Raw genomic sequence first — 15,436 nt, 5'->3', positions numbered from 1 at the left:
TACCTTGGCGCCTTCGCCTACCGCTTCAACCGGCGGTTTCATCTCGATACCCTTCCCAGCCGACTGCTCGTCGCGGCGATTGCCGTGGGGCCGTGCCCGGCGCGCTGGATCCGCCTGGCTGAGGAATCTTGCTAATCAGGAGCGCATTTGAACCGCGCACGCGGTTCAAGGCGGTTCTTGCGACAGATCAGGCGGTGGCCGCGTCCGCTTCGGACGATTCGGCTTCCGGCTCGGCGGGCACCGCCTTGGGTCTAGGGAGTGTGATCAGCTGCTCGGCGACGAGAATGCCCTGCTTCTCATCCCCATTGATCCACTTTCCGTTTTTGCCCTTAACCGCGTAATGGCCTGAATTCTTCTGAAACAGGGTGTAATCGGCGGTTTTCTTGATTTTCTGCATCTTCGCTCTCGTCTTGCTGTTGTGTTGGATGGGTTGAAACTGTGTCGTTACCGGTCGCGATCATCGCGGTCGACGGATGACTGTCGGGAGAAATGCTCCGGGTCGCGCTCGATTTCGATGCGAAACTGCGCGAAGAGGGCACCTAGGGCGGCGAGCGCGGTGAGCATCGGAGCGAGGAGTGTCAGGACGCCAGCGACCCCGATCCCCGCGGTCAGGGGGATGTCGACCAGCACCTTGCCACTTGACCGGCGCACGATGAGCCGCCGGACGTTGCCTTTCAGAAGTAGATCCTTCACCTTGTCCACCAGCGCCGAACCAGCGACGCTGATCTCCTCTGACCAAGGGCGTCCATCGTCGTTTTTCATTTTTTGCTACCTCGCATGACCGCCAGATCGGGGTTGACCGGAAAAAACTCAGACCATGGTTCCCGCGCTCGATCAGCGGTTCCCGTGAGAGAGCCGCAAGGGCATGGGCGACGGCATGGATTTGTCCGTTAACCGCGAACTCTAACTGGTTTCGCGTCGACATGTCACTCGCGATGTCTCGGTAAGTCCCATGCGCGCCGGATCATCTGCCGTAGACGCCCGTTCGCCTGACTGCCAGCGAAGCCGCGACTGTTGCGCATACGATCTTCAGGTCAGTCAAGAACGCATCGCTTGCGTTCATGGCCGATCCGCTTGCGTGTGTCGCTCCAGTTGTCCGGCGATCGATGCTCTGGCGGCATCGCGTAACGCGACCGCAGCTTTCCAGTCGTTACCCTCGGGCGTCAGCGGCGTGCCGACGATCACTTGGGCGCGTCCCGGTCGTGGTCTGAAACTGTCGCCTGGCATGAGTTCTCGCGTGCCGATGATCGTGACCGGAACGACCGACGCGTCGGCCTGGGCCGCCGCCGCAAAGGCGCCCATGCGGAATGGCAGGAGGCCTGGCTGCTCACGAAAAGTTCCCTCGGGGAAGAAGCCAAGGGTGGCGCCCTGGGATAGGGTGTCGCGGATGCGCGCGGACTCGGAACTGCTGCGTTGGAGATCGAAGCGGTCCACGAAGAGAGTTCCCATGCGTGCCAGAAAGCGTCCGACCAGCGGGTTGACCATGAGCTCGCGTTTAGCGACGAAGCGGATGGGCGGCGTGAAGGTTTCGAGGAGCGCGAGCGCATCCAGATAGCTTTGATGATTAGCGACAATGACATAGGGACTGCCGGCAGGTGGGATTCTCTCTCTGCCGGTCACCGTCAAATGGACGAAAACCAGTCGGCGCAGAAGATAGCTTCCAAACCGTAACAGATTCCAGCGCCATTGCAGACGCGGCGTGAACATGGCGCCGATCCAGAACCAGGGGGCGATCAGGTAGAAGATCGTCCAGGCATAGCCCGCATAGAGGATTGCAGGCAGACGACTCAGCCGATTCCCGATGCCCGATACCCCTACCCGCGCCAGTTGCCAGAGCGGGCGCGCTGGCTCCTCGTGGAGTTTGCCCGCGAGATAGAGCGCGCGCATGTCGCCACGGCGCAGTTTGCCGCTGGAGGTCTTGAGCACCGAGCGCGTGGGCGCCAGCACGATTTCGTCTGGCGGCAGGCCGAGGATGTCGGTCGCGCGTTCGCGCATTCGGCGCATGAGCGCCTGCTGGCGCTCGGGTTCGCGTTCCTTGCTTTCGGCCACGATTACTAGCCGTTCGGTGCTCCGTTGCGGATCCAGCGCGGCAAAGGCCACCACGCAGCCCTTGCGCACGCCTGGTAACTCGCCCAGTGCCTGCTCGACCTCATAAGGATAGAGATTACGTCCGCCGCGGATGATGAGATCCTTGACTCGGCCGGTCAGATGGAGATCGCCACCGGCCAGATAGGCGCGGTCGCCGGTCTCGTGCCAACCGTCGCGAATCAGCCGCGCGGTGGCCTCCGGATTGCGATAATAGCCACGGGTCGCGGACGGTCCCTGGAACTGTAGCAGTCCTTCATGACGTTCGGGGCACAACTCGCCCACTTCGCTCACGATGCGGACGCGATAGCCCGGCAACGGACGTCCGCATGCGACTACTTCGATGACGTCCGGATCGTCGCAGGGGACCGTTAGAGCGTAACCTGAGCTGGCGAAACGGGTGCGATCGATACAGTCGATGCGTGGGCCTCGGTCCGCCGGCGGAAAGGCCAGCCCGACCGCGGCCTCGGCCAGACCGTAAACCGGCGCCAGCGCCTCGGGGCGCAGCCCGCAAGGAGCGAAACGCTCGGAGAATCGGCGTAAGGTTTTCGCGCTGACCGGCTCGGCACCATTGAAGGCGCGTCGCCAACTGCGCAGATCGAGCCCTTCCAATTGCGCGTCGGTGATGCGCGCCAGGCACAGTTCATAGGCAAAGTTGGGGGCTGCCGACAGGGTGCCGCGATGTTGATGAATCGCCTGCAGCCAGCGCCGTGGACGCGCCAGAAAGGCCAGTGGCGACAGTGAAATCAGTGGGATTCCGAAATAGAGACTGCCGAGCCAGGCTCCGATCAGGCCCATGTCGTGATAGAGCGGCAGCCAACTGACGAAGACATCGTCCGGACCGATCGCGACCGCTTCTCCCATGGCGCGGATGTTGGCCAGCACGTCCGCGTGGGAGAGCACCACGCCCTTGGGATCGCCGGTACTGCCGGAGGTGTATTGCAGGAAAGCGATGTCTTGCGGATCGGGCTTCGCCCATTCCGTGTCCGACGGCTCATCGTCGAGTCCCTCCAGGGTCATGACCTCACGCAGGGAGGGCGCCTGGAGCCGAAGGAGTCGTGCCAACGGGCGCGCCTCCGGTACCGTGATCAGAATGATGACGCCCGAGTTATCGAGGATGCGCGCGTGCCGGCGCAGATGATCCTCGATCTGTTGCGGACGCGCGGGCGGATAGATGGGGACCGGTACGCCGCCCGCGGCCAGGATGCCGAAAAAACCGAAGAAATAGTCGGGCCCCGTGGGGAGCATGAGCGCTACCGTTCCACCGGTCGTAAGGCCCGCCCTTCTCAGGCGCCCCGCGACTTGAGAAGCGCCCTTGACGAGGTCGGCATAGCGGATTGGATGCGCGCGATCCTCGCTGTCGTAATAGATGACCTGTGGTTGGGATCCATGATGTTCACCGTGCCAGGCGAGCGCGTCCAGTAGGGTTACAGTTGCATCGGGAACGCTCGCGTGTTGGTTGGCGGCCACCGGCGATAGGCTCGGTACGCACGTCGCGGTCGAGCCGGCGCGATCTCTTGCCAGCAAGAGCAGGTCGCGAGCCGTCGCGGCCAGTATCGCCTCATCCGGCAAATGGACATTCAGACCCTGTTCGGTCCTTGCAATCAATTCTGATCGGCTCAGGCTATCCAGCCCCAGGTCAGTTTCAAGCCGGGAATCCAGAGTGATACCGGCTGGCGGTTCCGGCAATCGTGACTCCCTTACAAAAGATCGCAGGATGGCCAGGAGTCGGCTTGCCCGATGGGTGGCGTCAGGCGTAGCGGCGATCGAATCGCTATTCGAATTCATAATCGAATGCTCGGATATCGTTAGAATACAACGCGGCCACGAATTCACGCGACTCCTGATCGTAATATTGGCGATAGTCCTTATACGTATTCCGCCATCTCTGGACGCTCAGGCCATATTCAATGTTTCGCACTAGATTTGGTAGACCCTTCGGTGGCGGCGAGCTGGAAGACGTGTTCTGGTGTTGTAGCGAACGAGAGGATATCCCGAGTTTTTCCTTGACATAGTTAAAGTCAATCGTTAGGTTTTCATATTTTCCGACGAAATCGACAAGTAGCTTTCCTGATTGATCATGAATGAAATCGTACTGTGGAATAATATGGCAATATTGATCGGTCCAGGATGGCCTAGGCAGCTTTTTAAATAAATACGTCTTGAAATCGAAACGTGCTGGATAGCGTCGGAATCGGTATTCGGATACGATCCGATCCCAGGGGTTGCGGACAAAAGCAAACTTATAAAACGACTCGAACTCAAGCTGCGTGACATGCCCATATTTAAGATAATCACTTGCGGGCAAATGCGAAACTGGGGGTGGTGGTGAAAATTTATAATCGTCCGGCTGGAATGGCAACGGGTCTTTTCCACGCCATTCCGAGTCTTCCTCTAATGTGGCCTTGATGCTGGTGCCAGCCACTTTTGGGATATGGATGAAAATACATTTGAATTTGCGACTAACCATCTTGATCCTCGATATAGCGTAAAAACGATCAATTATTTCGTAGAGACGAGGTGCGTATGCAAAGGTCTATCTGTTTCGTGGGTATGGATAACTATCCGGTACTAAATTCAGCATTTGGTCAGCGCTATTTTGGTGGCGAATCCGTACAGCAGACGTTGCTGGCCTATGCGTTCAGGGATCTTGGACTGGATGTGAGCATGGTCGTCCTGGATTATGGTCAACCTGACGGGGAGGTCATCAATGGCATTCGTGTCTGGAAAACCTATCGCGAAAATAGTGGCATACCGATTATCAGATTTATTCATCCTAAGGCGACATCTGTCATCGCGGCTCTGAAAAAGGCGCGGAGCGACATCTACTATCAGTCCTGCTCTGGCGCCTTGACCGGTTTAGTGTCCTGGTATTGTAGGCACAATGATCGCTCATTCATCTATCGAGTGGCCAGTGACGCGGACTGTATTTCCGGACTCCCCTTAATCAAATATGGCAGAGATCGTGCCTTATATCGATATGGATTGAAGGGCGCGGATTTCGTGGCCGCGCAAAGTACCCTGCAGGTATCGCTCCTGATGGAGTCGTTCAATCGCTCCAGCGCGCTTGTGAACATGGCTGTCGAAATACCGGATCTATCTGAGGACCGAGACAACGATATCGACGTCCTGTGGGTCAACAATCTTCGTCCTCTTAAGCGCCCACAGCAAGTATTGCAACTCGCGAAGCGTCTGTCGCAGTATCGATTCGTCATGGTCGGCGGTCCTGTTCCCGGAAACGAAGATTTTTATCGGGATATCGCGACTCAGGCGCGAGAGATTCCGAACTTCGAGATGGTCGGCGCGGTCCCCTATCAATCGGTGACCGAGTACTTTCGGCGGTCTCGTATTCTGATCAATACCTCCGAGATTGAAGGTTTTCCCAACTCGATTCTCCAGGCGTGGGCATCTCGGCTTCCCGTTATTTCATATTTCGATCCAGATGGCTTGAATCGGCGGTTCGATTTTGGCTCTTGTCCCAACAGTTTCGAGGAAATGGTTTTGGCGATCGAAAAATACCTTGAGGACACCGATCTCCGTCATGAAACCGGGACTCGCGCGCGGATTTTTGTGGCAGAAAATTACTCGCCAGAAGCCGTTGCAAGGCGTTATCTGGATCAGATCCAGGTTACTGGTTCCTGCCCTTCCTGATTCGTTTTACGATCTTCTGCGCGCCTTTCTCAAGCGTGTTGATCCATTTTGAAAATCCCCTGTTATCGGCAATCTCGATCCAGCGGAGCAGGTTGTAATCAGTGGAAAGGCTTCGCTTGTACTGTGCATCGCCAGCAAGGAAATCATAGCGATTGTTGGATCGGTTGACGTTGTATTCCACTGCCTCCCAATGCGTGATGAGGCCGGGTTTCGCGGCAGAATCCTGATCGTAGCGTAAGCCGCACTGATAAAAGTAAACATGCTTATTCATCACGAAATTATAGAGAATGCCAACTGTTTTTTCCGCGCATGTCACTTTTAATATCTGAATTTCTCCAGTGGGAAATCGACGCTTGATGAGCTCACGGTGAAAGTCCCTGAAATAGGCGGAATCAAAAGCGCTGTCCTGCTGTCGTTCTGACCAGTTTTTCGTGTTGAGCTGGATCAGTTCATCATAGAATGCGATGGCCTCGCTGATGCTTTCGGCCTTTTCTGTCCTGAGTGGGCCAAATTGTTCATAGTAGCGTCTTGCCTTTCGCAATTGATAGCGGTTGTTGCTTTTCAGCTGAGTAAGATAACCGCCGTCCGCTTGCCGGACTTTCTCCAGGTCGACGAAATACGAAGGCTCTTCTCGCAGGAGCGTTATGGAATACCCGGTAACTTCGTTTGTTAGGGCACAGCCTGGAAAACGTTTGACATCGAGGCCGGGCAATGTGAACGAGTGCCATTGGAGGCGGATAGCCGACAGCAATTCCAGGAGGTCGGTTGCGACATCTTCGCGATGCAGGATGGAGTTGTATTCGATCCAGAGTCGGTCAAGTTCCGATTGACCTGTCGCGTTCAGCGTGATCGACCGCACCGGGAAAATGGTTCGGCGACGCCAGCGTGGTCCTCCGATAAAAAAAGCGATGCTCGCCTGCTCGTTCCTGTACGCGACGAGCAATGTTAATGGCGTGCTTTTCGGTAGTGTATCCAGCCAGGTTTCAATCCATCCCCAGGATAGAAAATAGGAATGATAATCTGGTTGAAACAGTTCGGACCAGATAAAGCGAATTTTATCGCGATCGGTGTTTGGAGAGTATTGCTTGAATTCCATGGCATTGCTCACCGAAAATTCTGGCTTAATAAAGCCAGGGGATAAATTTCCTGACTCGCCGCGCATAATCCGCATACTCGGGATGACGTTCCGTGAGCCAGCCTTCTTCCTTTCCCGCCTTGTAATCGAAAAAGAAAAAGCCGACGACGAGTATCAACAGATGCGTGAGACTGAGACTGTAGAGCGTCCAGCCTAGTGCGGCGAAGAGCTGGCTGGCGTAGAGCGGATGTCGCACCCAATTGTAGACGCCATGCTGGACCAACTGACTGTGGTCGACCGGATAGGGCAGGGGCGTGAGATAGTCCCGGATGTGTACCGAGCCCAGGCCACCGAGCAGCAGCGCAAAGAGTCCCAGCAGGGCGAGTGCGATCCCGCGCGGGATGGCCAGGGTGTCGAGCAGGGCCGGCGTTGCGAGTGGGTTCCAGGCGGGCGTCATCACAAAGACGAAGAAGAGCACGAATTGGAGCAGGACGAGATATTCGCCTCGTTTGCCCTGGAGAATGGAGAGACGTGACATGGTGGTTTCCTGAATGCGTGGAAGCGGGATTTCTGGACAAAATTTTGCGGACATCACCTCAATCCTCTTCGCCACTTTCATGTCGTGGACGATCATGCTCATGGTGTTTTCCCTCTGTGTGATGCCGCGTGTCCGCGAAACACGCGCTGGGTGAGACGTCGCTGTCCGCGAGCGTGAACAATGTCTTTAGCGTACCTGTATTCTGGCCACTTCGTCATCACCCAGGGATAAGATGCCCGAATCATTGGTTTCAGCTAAACTCAACGACTTTTGAGCGACCCAATCCGTCTTTCGACAAGATGCCGACCTCCCGCGACGATCCCAAGGCAACCTTCGATTGGCCCGTGCGTATCTATTACGAGGATACGGACGCGGCCGGCGTGGTCTTTTATGCCAATTATCTGCGTTTCCTGGAGCGGGGTCGCAGCGAGTGGCTGCGCGCACTGGGCTATGAACAGGACGCGCTGCGCCGGGACGAGGGCATTCTGTTCACGGTGCGCCGGGTGGAACTCGATTATCGGACGTCGGCGGTGTTCAATGACCTGCTGACGGTGCGCTCCGGTCTCGCGCACATCGGCGGCGCCAGTCTGACCTTCGCGCAGGAGATCCTCCGCGACGCGGATGGCGCACTCTGTTGCCAGGGAGCCGTGAACGTCGCCTGTATCGATGCCGGCACCTTGCGGCCCCGCCGTCTGCCGGTCGCGCTCGTGACCGGAATTTTAGCTGGAACCGGCCGCTCGTCGCCGGCGTCCATGGAGTAAGACGTCATGACCACCGATCTGTCGCTGCTGAATCTGATTCTGCATGCCAGCCTCGTCGTCCAGTTGGTGCTGCTGGTGCTGCTGGCGGCGTCCGTCATCTCCTGGACCATGATCCTGGATCGCGGCCGCATCCTCGCGAAGGCCCGCAAGACGGCCCTGGCCTTCGAGGAGCGGTTCTGGTCCGGCGGCGATCTCAGCGCGCTCTATCAGGAATTGGGTCAGGACGAGAAGGGCAATCAGGGACTGGCCACCATCTTCCGCGCCGGATTTAAGGAATACGTGCGCATGCGCAAGGTCGAAGGCAACGACATGATGGCGATCCTGCAAGGGGCCGAACGTTCCATGCGCGTCGCCCTGAGCCGCGAGATGGATCGACTGGAGACCAATCTCGCTTTCCTGGCCACGGTCGGTTCCACCAGCCCCTATATCGGTCTGTTCGGTACCGTCTGGGGCATCATGCAGGCGTTTCATGCGCTCGGCAACGTCGAACAGGCGACCCTGGCGCTGGTCGCGCCCGGTATCTCCGAGGCGCTGGTCGCGACCGCCATCGGTCTGTTCGCGGCCATACCGGCGGTCGTCGCCTATAACCGCTATGCCAATCAGGTCGAGCGGCTCAACAACCGTTACGAGGAATTCATGGAAGAGTTCGCGACCCTGCTCCAGCGTCAGGGGCGGGGCTGCTGAGGTGCGGGGAGCCTTGACGCCATGATCAAGCACAAGCGCAGTCGTAACCGCCGCCGGTTGATGGCCGAGATCAATGTCGTGCCCTATATCGACGTGATGCTGGTGCTGCTCGTCATTTTCATGGTCACCGCGCCCCTGATCACCATGGGGGTCAAGGTCAATCTTCCCCAGGAAAAGACCGGCGGACTCGCCAGCCCGACCATCGAATCCGTGGTCATCACCGTGGACGAGTTCGGCGACTATTACATCGATGTCGGCAAGGACAAGCATCAGCCGGCGAGCGATCAGATTCTCTATGACCGGGTGCGCGTCGTGCTCGATTACAAACCGGAGACGCCGGTTCTGGTGCGGGCGGATCACCGCGTCGATTATGGTCGGGTGGTGCGGGTCATGGCGATCGCTCAGAAGGCGGGCGCGCCGGAGGTGGGGTTGATCACCGTGCCGCCGGAGCGTCGCGAGCCTTAGTCATGTGGCAGATCCTGCGGCGCAATCCTCGGGCCCTGTACTGGTCGCTGGGGCTGCATCTGCTCTTCGGGCTGCTGTTTTTCGTGAGCGCCCAGTTCACGCGGCCCACGGTCGATGCCGGCAACCGGTCCAGGGTTGTCATCGCTAGCATCGTGTCGGATCGCGCGCTCGAATCCCTGGTGGCCGATATCCAGTCCAGCGATGCCGAGCGCGCGGCCGATTCGGCATTGACGGAGGAGGCGCGCGCGGGCGAAGCGGAGGCGGCACGTCAGGCCGAGGCGCAACGCGCGGAGGCGGCCGAGACCGCCCGGCAGGCGGAACTCGCGGCCGAGCGTCAGGCCGAGGAGCAGGCCCGGCGCGAAGCGGAAGAAAACGCCCAGCGCGCGGCCGAACAGGCCGCGCAACGGCAGGCAGAAGTAGAGGCGCAACGTCAGGCGCGCGACGCCGAGCAACGCGAGACCCAGCGTCAAGCGGCGTTGGAAGCCCAGCGTCAAGCGGCGTTGGAGGCGCAACGTCAGGCCCAGGAGACCGCGCGCCGTCAGGCGGCGCGGGACGCCGAGCGTCGGGCGGAAGCAGCCCGGCAAGAAGCCAGCGAGGCGCGGCGCGCGGCCGAGGTGGAAGCCAGGCGTCAGGTCGAGGCGCTCGCGCAACGGCAGGCCGAAGAGGAGCGTCTCGCCGAGGAGGCCCGCGCGCGCGCGCGAGAGGAACAGCGGCGCGCCGAGGAAGCGGCGCGCGAAATGGCGTCCGAACGGGAGCGTTTGCGGGAGGCCGCCGAGTTAGCGCGACAAGAGGAGCGAGAGCGTCAAGCCGACCTCGAACGAGAGCAGGCCGCTGCTGAGTTCGAGCGCCAGCAACGAATCGCGCGTGAGGCCGCGCGCATGGCCGAGCAAGAGGAGCGACGCCTTGCCGAAGATATGCTCCAGCGTCAACTCGAAGAAGAGTCACGCATTGATGACAATCGCCCTCAGACCACACAAGCCTCATCAAATAAAATAAAAGCCTATGGCGACAGGCTTGGTAGCCACGTCGAGCAATATTGGATTCGGCCTTCCGAGACAAACCAAGGCCAAGACCTTGAGGCGGTCGTTTCCGTGCGCCTAACTCGCAGCGGAGATGTGATCAGCGTGGACGTGCTACAGAGTAACGGCAATATCTCATTCGTTCAGTCCGTGATTGCCGCAGTGCGCAGTGCCGAGCCATTTCCTGTACCCGACGGGCCAGAGTTCGAAAACTTTCGGCAACTCAAGTTCAAGTTCAAGCCTGGGAATAACTCACGATGATCCTAAGCAAGTGCTCCCGCCTGATGATCTTGGTGCTAGTCATTTTTTTATTACCGCATGATCGAGCCCATGCCCAATTAACCATTGAGGTAACCGGCGGCGTCGAGGCCGCGCAACCCATCGCCATCGTCCCCTTCGGCGTCTCCGAGGGCCTGATTCCGCCGGTCGACATCGCCGCCGTCATCAGCGCCGATCTGGCCCGCACCGGCAAATTCAAGCCGATGCCGACGCGCGACATGCTCGACATGCCGACGACTCGCGAGGCGGTGGATCTGCGCGATTGGAGTCTGCTCGGGATGAACAGTCTGGTGATTGGACAGATCGAACCCGAGGGCACCGGTTTTCGCGTCAGCATCAGTCTCTACGATGTCTTGCGCGGTAACGAATTGGCCAGCACCACACTCGTTGGCAGCAAGACCGGGCTGCGTCACACCGCGCATCTCATCGCCGACTTGATCTACGAGAAGCTTACCCGTCAGCCGGGCGTGGCCGCGACCCGCATCGCCTATGTCACCTCCAGCGGAAGCGTCGACAATCAGACCGTAACCCTGCGGATTGCGGACGCGGACGGCGATAACCCCCAGACCATCGTCTCCTCCGCCGAGCCTATCCTGTCGCCGGCCTGGTCGCCGGATGGCCGGCGCATTGCCTATGTCTCGTTCGAGAACCGGCGCGCCGCCATCTATGTGCAGGATCTGACCAGCGGCCGGCGCGACCTGGTCGCCAGCTACCCCGGCATCAACGGTTCGCCGGCCTTCTCGCCGGAAGGGCAGCGACTCGCCATGACGCTCTCGAAGGACGGCAACTCGGAGATTTACGTGCTGAATCTTCTGAGCCGGGAACTCATCCGACTCACCGACCATTTCGCGATCGACACCGAACCCGCCTGGTCGCCGGATGGCCGTCATCTGATCTTCACCAGCAACCGGGGCGGCAGTCCGCAGATCTATCGTATGCCCGCCACGGGCGGTGCCGCCGAACGGATCAGTATCGATGGCGACTACAATGCGCGCGCCTCCTATGCGCCGGATGGCCGTTCGGTCGCGATGGTCACCCGGATCAATGGGGCCTTTCGTATCGGGGTGCTAGATACCGAGCGCGGCATCACCCGCCTGCTCAGCAACGGGACGCTGGACGAGTCGCCGAGTTTCGCGCCGAACGGCAGCATGGTCATCTACGCGACGATCCATGGCGGTCGCGGGGTGCTGGCCGCCGCGTCCGTGGAAGGCGGCGGCAATCAGCGACTCTCCCAGGACTCGGGTCAGGTCCGCGAGCCGGCCTGGTCACCCTTCATCCATTAAGTCGGTTTCCGGTAAAGTTTCCATCAGACTCAAGGTTTTAAATAGACAGGATTCACAGGATTTTTCAAGATTGACAGGATGAAAAAACCATAATTTATATCCTGTTCATCCTGCGAAATCCTATTCATCCTGTCCATTCGCTGCCTTTCGGGTAAGTGAAACGTTTTCTGGAAATCACCTAAGGAGCAATGCTCTTGAAACGCTCTCCGCGCCACTTTTTTTCCTGGATCGCGCTCCCGTGCGCTGGTCTGACCGCCATTCTGACCCTTGGCGGCTGCTCGACGCCTCCCCAACGAACGGCCCCGGACGCTGCCGCGGCGGCCCAAATCATGGCGCCCGCCGCGCCGGAGGTCGTCAGGACCGTCGAACCCACCCGACCCACCTATGCCGGTCCCTGGGAGGATCCATCCAATCCGCTGTATCGCCGAACCATCTATTTCGACTATGACACGGTGGATATCAAACCCGAGTTCATCCCTCTGATGCGCACCCACGCCACCTATCTGGGCACCAACGCGGGGCGTCGCGTGACGCTGGAAGGCCACACCGACGAACGCGGCACCCGCGAATACAACCTGTCGCTCGGCGATCAACGCGCCGATGCCGTGCGTCGCTTCCTGCTCGCCGAGGGCGTTCCGCCGGGCCGGATGTCCACCCTGAGTTATGGCGAGGAGCGCCCAGCCGATGCGGGGCATGGCGAACCGTCCTGGCGTTCCAATCGTCGCGTCATCATTCAATATTGAGGAAACCCGACCGTGAAACACCACTCGATTCTGCCGTTTCTCGCTGGCGCCTGTCTCGTGGCATTCCAGTCCGGTGCCTTCGCCGCAGAGCCCTCGCTACTCGAAGGGCGCGTGGGGCGTCTAGAGCGGATCCTGGAAAATCAAAGCGGTTCGGAGTTACTGCTGCAAGTGCAGCGCCTGCAAATGGAGATGCAGGAACTGCGCGGCATGCTCGAAACGCAACGCTTCGAGATCGACAAACTCCAGCGTCAGCAGCGCGACCAGTATCTCGACATCGACTCCCGACTGAACGCGGGTCGCGCCGATCCGCAAGGGGTGACATCGGGAGGCAGCGGCGGCCAGCAACCGACACTGCCCGAGGGTGTGATCGACGCCAGCGGCGGCGACCTGCAACCGCCGGTCGAAACTGTCGCGCCCGCGCCCGATCCCGCGTCGCAAATCACCGCCGGACCCGTCGGCATTCCCTCGCTGCCGCAACCCGAGACCTTCGGCGGGAGCGAACGGGATGCCTACAGCACGGCCTTTTCATTGTTGAAAGACCGCAAATACGACGAGGCCAAGGACGCCTTCAACGACCTGCTGCGTCGCTATCCGCAGGGCGAGTTCACGGACAATGGCCGGTACTGGCTTGGCGAGACCTATTATGTCCAGCGGAACTATCCCGCCGCTCTGGCCGAGTTCGATCGGCTGGTGCAACTCAATCCGACCAGCCCCAAGGCGCCGGCGGCCATGCTCAAGATCGGCTATATCCAATACGATCAGCAAGCCTATGATCAGGCCAAGGTCTCGCTGGAACAGGTCGTTACACGCTATCCCAACAGCACCGAGGCGCGTCTTGCCAGGAGTCGTCTGGAGCGGATCGGGCAGGGGACGCCTTAAGGCAATGTCCGGATTGACAGCGTCAATTCTGCTGGAGTGTCGCCGTCAATCGCGCCTCGCCGCCAAGGCAGACCTGGCCGACGCGGATCTGCTGGATGTCATGGATGACGCCTTGGCCGACGTGGAAAGCTGGACGGCGTGAAACGGGGCGATTCCAAAAATTAAGGCGGGTCTTGATCGCCAGTCCGACCCATTCAGCGAACACGGGAGAGGAAAATTCACCGATGCGCATTCACGCTCTCACGCACGTTCCCTTCGAGGGTCCGGCCGGCATTGCCGATTGGGCGAAAGCGCGAGGCCACGCGTTGACGCTAACGCCGGTGTATGCGGGGAAGGCTCTGCCCGATTCAACCGGGTTCGATTGGCTGGTCGTCATGGGCGGTCCGATGGGCGTCCAGGATGACATCGAATATCCCTGGCTTGTCGCCGAAAAACGCTTGATCGGCGAGGCCATCGCCGTCGGCAAAACCGTTGTCGGTGTCTGTCTTGGCGCTCAGTTGATCGCCGCCGCGCTGGGTGCGCGGGTCTATCGCAACCCGGAGAAGGAGATCGGTTGGTTCCCCATCGAATTCACCGACGCGGGACAGGCATCGTCAATCGTCGGTTTTCTGTCGCCCCGGATTCAGGTGTTTCACTGGCATGGCGACACCTTCGAACTGCCGCCTGGAGCCGTCCATCTCGCCCGTAGCGACGTCTGCGAGCAACAGGCATTTCTCTGTGACGGGCGTGTGCTCGGACTGCAATGTCATCTGGAATCCACGCCCCAGAGTGTCGCCGACATCGTCGCGAATTGCGCCGACGAGATCCTGCCCGCGGCCCATGTGCAAAGCGCGGAACGTCTGCTGGCGGCGGACGCGGACGATTACGCGCTGATCAATGGGGCGCTGTTTGGGATGCTGGATCGGTTGCCTGTCGCGGATGAATCGCTGTAGGGGCGAATTCATTCGCCCCTACGTCCCCTTCGTGGATCTTTAACTCGCTTTGCGTCACCATGGACAGTCGGCGGGGCACGGTTTAAGCCTCCGCCCGCTGCCGCAACAGCTTCACCTGAAACAGCGTGTTGCGCTCCTCCTCCTCTAGCGACGACTGAATGAAATGGATCGTCCGTCGGTAGAGCGGGATGATATTGTATTTGAGCGCATTGACCCGCTTTTGAGCCTTGCGTTGCTCTTCGAGCAGTCGATGCAACGCAATCTCGACCTCGGCGAGACGGGCGAGCAGCACGGCGGCATTGGCCAGATGGTCGCGGGTGGAGTCGAAACTGACATCGGTTCCCAGCAGGCCGACCGGTTTCAGTGGGACACGCTCGCTGGTCACCGCCGGATATTCCACGCCCAGCGCGCGGCGGGGCAGGATGTCTACCTTCAGGGCCGGTTCGGCGCCCAGTGCCGCCTGATGAATCCCGCGGCTGCCCATGCGCAGATGGGTGATGGAGAGACAGCGATAGGCCGCGGCAAGCGCCTGTTCGGCGGTCTCGCGGAGCTCGCGGTATTCGCCGATGCGCTCATAGACCAGACGGGTGAGCAGCTCGCGCTTGCGTTCCAGCAGGTCATGGCCTTCTTCCAGAAATTTCACCTGCTTTTTCAGCTTGAGCAGGGTGTTTTTGGTCGGTGGAACCTTGATCAGTTGTTGGGCCATGCGTGGTCTCGATGCGATAGGTGCGGCGATTGAAGGAGGGTAGGGACAGGATTGTTCGACATTGACAGGATTTCAGTGCTACTCGGCTATTCCGCGTTCAATCCGGCAGTCAGGCCCGCCCATCACGAATTCGCGACACACCAGCGGTCGCCAAGCATAGATACGGCACCGCAGACTGTCGCGGTCCAGCGCCGCGCACCAGCCGTCGTCCAGTCGACCGCGTTCAATCCGGCAGTCAGGCCCGCCCATCACGAATTCGCGACACACCAGCGGTCGCCAAGCATAGATACGGCACCGCAGACTGTCGCGGTCCAGCGCCGCGCACCAGCCGTCGTC

18 protein-coding genes and 1 pseudogene are annotated in these 15,436 nt (G+C 59.7%); 11 read left to right on the top strand and 8 right to left on the bottom strand.

Annotated elements, in window-relative coordinates; all coding sequences use genetic code 11:
• Positions 1-135, top strand: a pseudogene (locus tag QZY07_RS26395) (IS1595 family transposase); the annotation flags it as partial.
• Between the two features lie 52 nt (positions 136-187).
• Here the strand turns inward: QZY07_RS26395 and QZY07_RS26390 are convergent.
• The 4 genes from QZY07_RS26390 to QZY07_RS26375 all read right to left on the bottom strand — a co-directional run bounded on the left by QZY07_RS26390 (position 188) and on the right by QZY07_RS26375 (position 4,555).
• Complete coding sequence (locus QZY07_RS26390) at positions 188-397, bottom strand: hypothetical protein (RefSeq protein WP_295409252.1); 210 nt, start codon at positions 395-397, stop codon at positions 188-190.
• Between the two features lie 47 nt (positions 398-444).
• Positions 445-762, bottom strand: coding sequence for a DUF4342 domain-containing protein (locus tag QZY07_RS26385; RefSeq protein WP_295409250.1), 318 nt, complete (start codon positions 760-762; stop codon positions 445-447).
• Between the two features lie 297 nt (positions 763-1,059).
• Positions 1,060-3,774, bottom strand: coding sequence for a 1-acylglycerol-3-phosphate O-acyltransferase (locus tag QZY07_RS26380; RefSeq protein WP_295409248.1), 2,715 nt, complete (start codon positions 3,772-3,774; stop codon positions 1,060-1,062).
• A gap of 85 nt (positions 3,775-3,859) precedes the next feature.
• Positions 3,860-4,555: a sulfotransferase family 2 domain-containing protein gene (locus tag QZY07_RS26375; RefSeq protein WP_295409246.1), complete on the bottom strand. Its 696-nt coding sequence runs from the start codon at positions 4,553-4,555 to the stop codon at positions 3,860-3,862.
• An 83-nt stretch (positions 4,556-4,638) separates the two neighbouring features.
• Here QZY07_RS26375 and QZY07_RS26370 point away from each other — a divergent pair, with 83 nt between their 5' ends.
• Positions 4,639-5,736 carry a glycosyltransferase gene (locus tag QZY07_RS26370; protein WP_295409244.1) on the top strand — a complete coding sequence of 366 codons (1,098 nt, stop codon included), beginning with the start codon at positions 4,639-4,641 and terminating at the stop codon, positions 5,734-5,736.
• Here QZY07_RS26370 and QZY07_RS26365 read toward each other — a convergent pair.
• Positions 5,714-6,832, bottom strand: a complete 1,119-nt coding sequence (locus QZY07_RS26365) for a GNAT family N-acetyltransferase (protein ID WP_295409242.1) — start codon at positions 6,830-6,832, stop codon at positions 5,714-5,716. The two genes, QZY07_RS26370 and QZY07_RS26365, sit on opposite strands and share 23 nt — an antisense overlap.
• Before the next feature lie 25 nt (positions 6,833-6,857).
• On the bottom strand, positions 6,858-7,349 hold the full coding sequence (locus QZY07_RS26360; RefSeq protein WP_295409240.1) for an isoprenylcysteine carboxylmethyltransferase family protein: 492 nt from the start codon (positions 7,347-7,349) through the stop codon (positions 6,858-6,860).
• Between the two features lie 299 nt (positions 7,350-7,648).
• On the opposite strand from QZY07_RS26360, the gene ybgC reads away from it, so the two are divergent.
• From ybgC to QZY07_RS26315, 9 genes are all read left to right on the top strand, one after another.
• Positions 7,649-8,110, top strand: a complete 462-nt coding sequence (ybgC, locus tag QZY07_RS26355) for a tol-pal system-associated acyl-CoA thioesterase (RefSeq protein ID WP_295409238.1) — start codon at positions 7,649-7,651, stop codon at positions 8,108-8,110.
• 6 nt (positions 8,111-8,116) lie between these two features.
• Positions 8,117-8,794: a protein TolQ gene (gene tolQ / locus QZY07_RS26350; protein WP_295409236.1), complete on the top strand. Its 678-nt coding sequence runs from the start codon at positions 8,117-8,119 to the stop codon at positions 8,792-8,794.
• A gap of 21 nt (positions 8,795-8,815) precedes the next feature.
• Entirely contained in the window at positions 8,816-9,259 is a 444-nt protein-coding gene (gene tolR / locus QZY07_RS26345; protein WP_201096269.1) for a protein TolR, read from the top strand.
• Between the two features lie 2 nt (positions 9,260-9,261).
• Entirely contained in the window at positions 9,262-10,539 is a 1,278-nt protein-coding gene (gene tolA, locus QZY07_RS26340; RefSeq protein ID WP_295409233.1) for a cell envelope integrity protein TolA, read from the top strand.
• A gap of 23 nt (positions 10,540-10,562) precedes the next feature.
• Positions 10,563-11,840, top strand: a complete 1,278-nt coding sequence (tolB, locus tag QZY07_RS26335; protein WP_295409254.1) for a Tol-Pal system beta propeller repeat protein TolB — start codon at positions 10,563-10,565, stop codon at positions 11,838-11,840.
• A 194-nt stretch (positions 11,841-12,034) separates the two neighbouring features.
• Complete coding sequence (gene pal, locus QZY07_RS26330; RefSeq protein ID WP_295409231.1) at positions 12,035-12,583, top strand: peptidoglycan-associated lipoprotein Pal; 549 nt, start codon at positions 12,035-12,037, stop codon at positions 12,581-12,583.
• Between the two features lie 12 nt (positions 12,584-12,595).
• Positions 12,596-13,462 carry a tol-pal system protein YbgF gene (gene ybgF / locus QZY07_RS26325; RefSeq protein ID WP_295409229.1) on the top strand — a complete coding sequence of 289 codons (867 nt, stop codon included), beginning with the start codon at positions 12,596-12,598 and terminating at the stop codon, positions 13,460-13,462.
• Between the two features lie 4 nt (positions 13,463-13,466).
• On the top strand, positions 13,467-13,604 hold the full coding sequence (locus tag QZY07_RS26320) for an antitoxin MazE-like protein (protein WP_295409227.1): 138 nt from the start codon (positions 13,467-13,469) through the stop codon (positions 13,602-13,604).
• Positions 13,605-13,686: 82 nt separating this feature from the next.
• The gene (locus QZY07_RS26315; RefSeq protein ID WP_295409225.1) at positions 13,687-14,394 is read left to right on the top strand and encodes an amidotransferase; all 708 of its coding nucleotides are present in this window, start codon (positions 13,687-13,689) and stop codon (positions 14,392-14,394) included.
• An 82-nt stretch (positions 14,395-14,476) separates the two neighbouring features.
• Here QZY07_RS26315 and QZY07_RS26310 read toward each other — a convergent pair whose 3' ends face one another.
• The gene (locus QZY07_RS26310; protein ID WP_295409223.1) at positions 14,477-15,100 is read right to left on the bottom strand and encodes a V-type ATP synthase subunit D; all 624 of its coding nucleotides are present in this window, start codon (positions 15,098-15,100) and stop codon (positions 14,477-14,479) included.
• A 78-nt stretch (positions 15,101-15,178) separates the two neighbouring features.
• Positions 15,179-15,436, bottom strand: a 258-nt coding sequence (locus QZY07_RS26305) for a YkgJ family cysteine cluster protein (RefSeq protein ID WP_295409222.1), incomplete at its 5' end; no start/stop codon positions are given.

Origin of the sequence: uncultured Thiocystis sp., assembly GCF_903866365.1 — a bacterium.
Classification (GTDB): Bacteria; Pseudomonadota; Gammaproteobacteria; order Chromatiales; family Chromatiaceae; genus Chromatium.
Note: the sequence above shows the minus strand (reverse complement) of the source record. Positions and strands in the feature narration are given on the sequence as shown.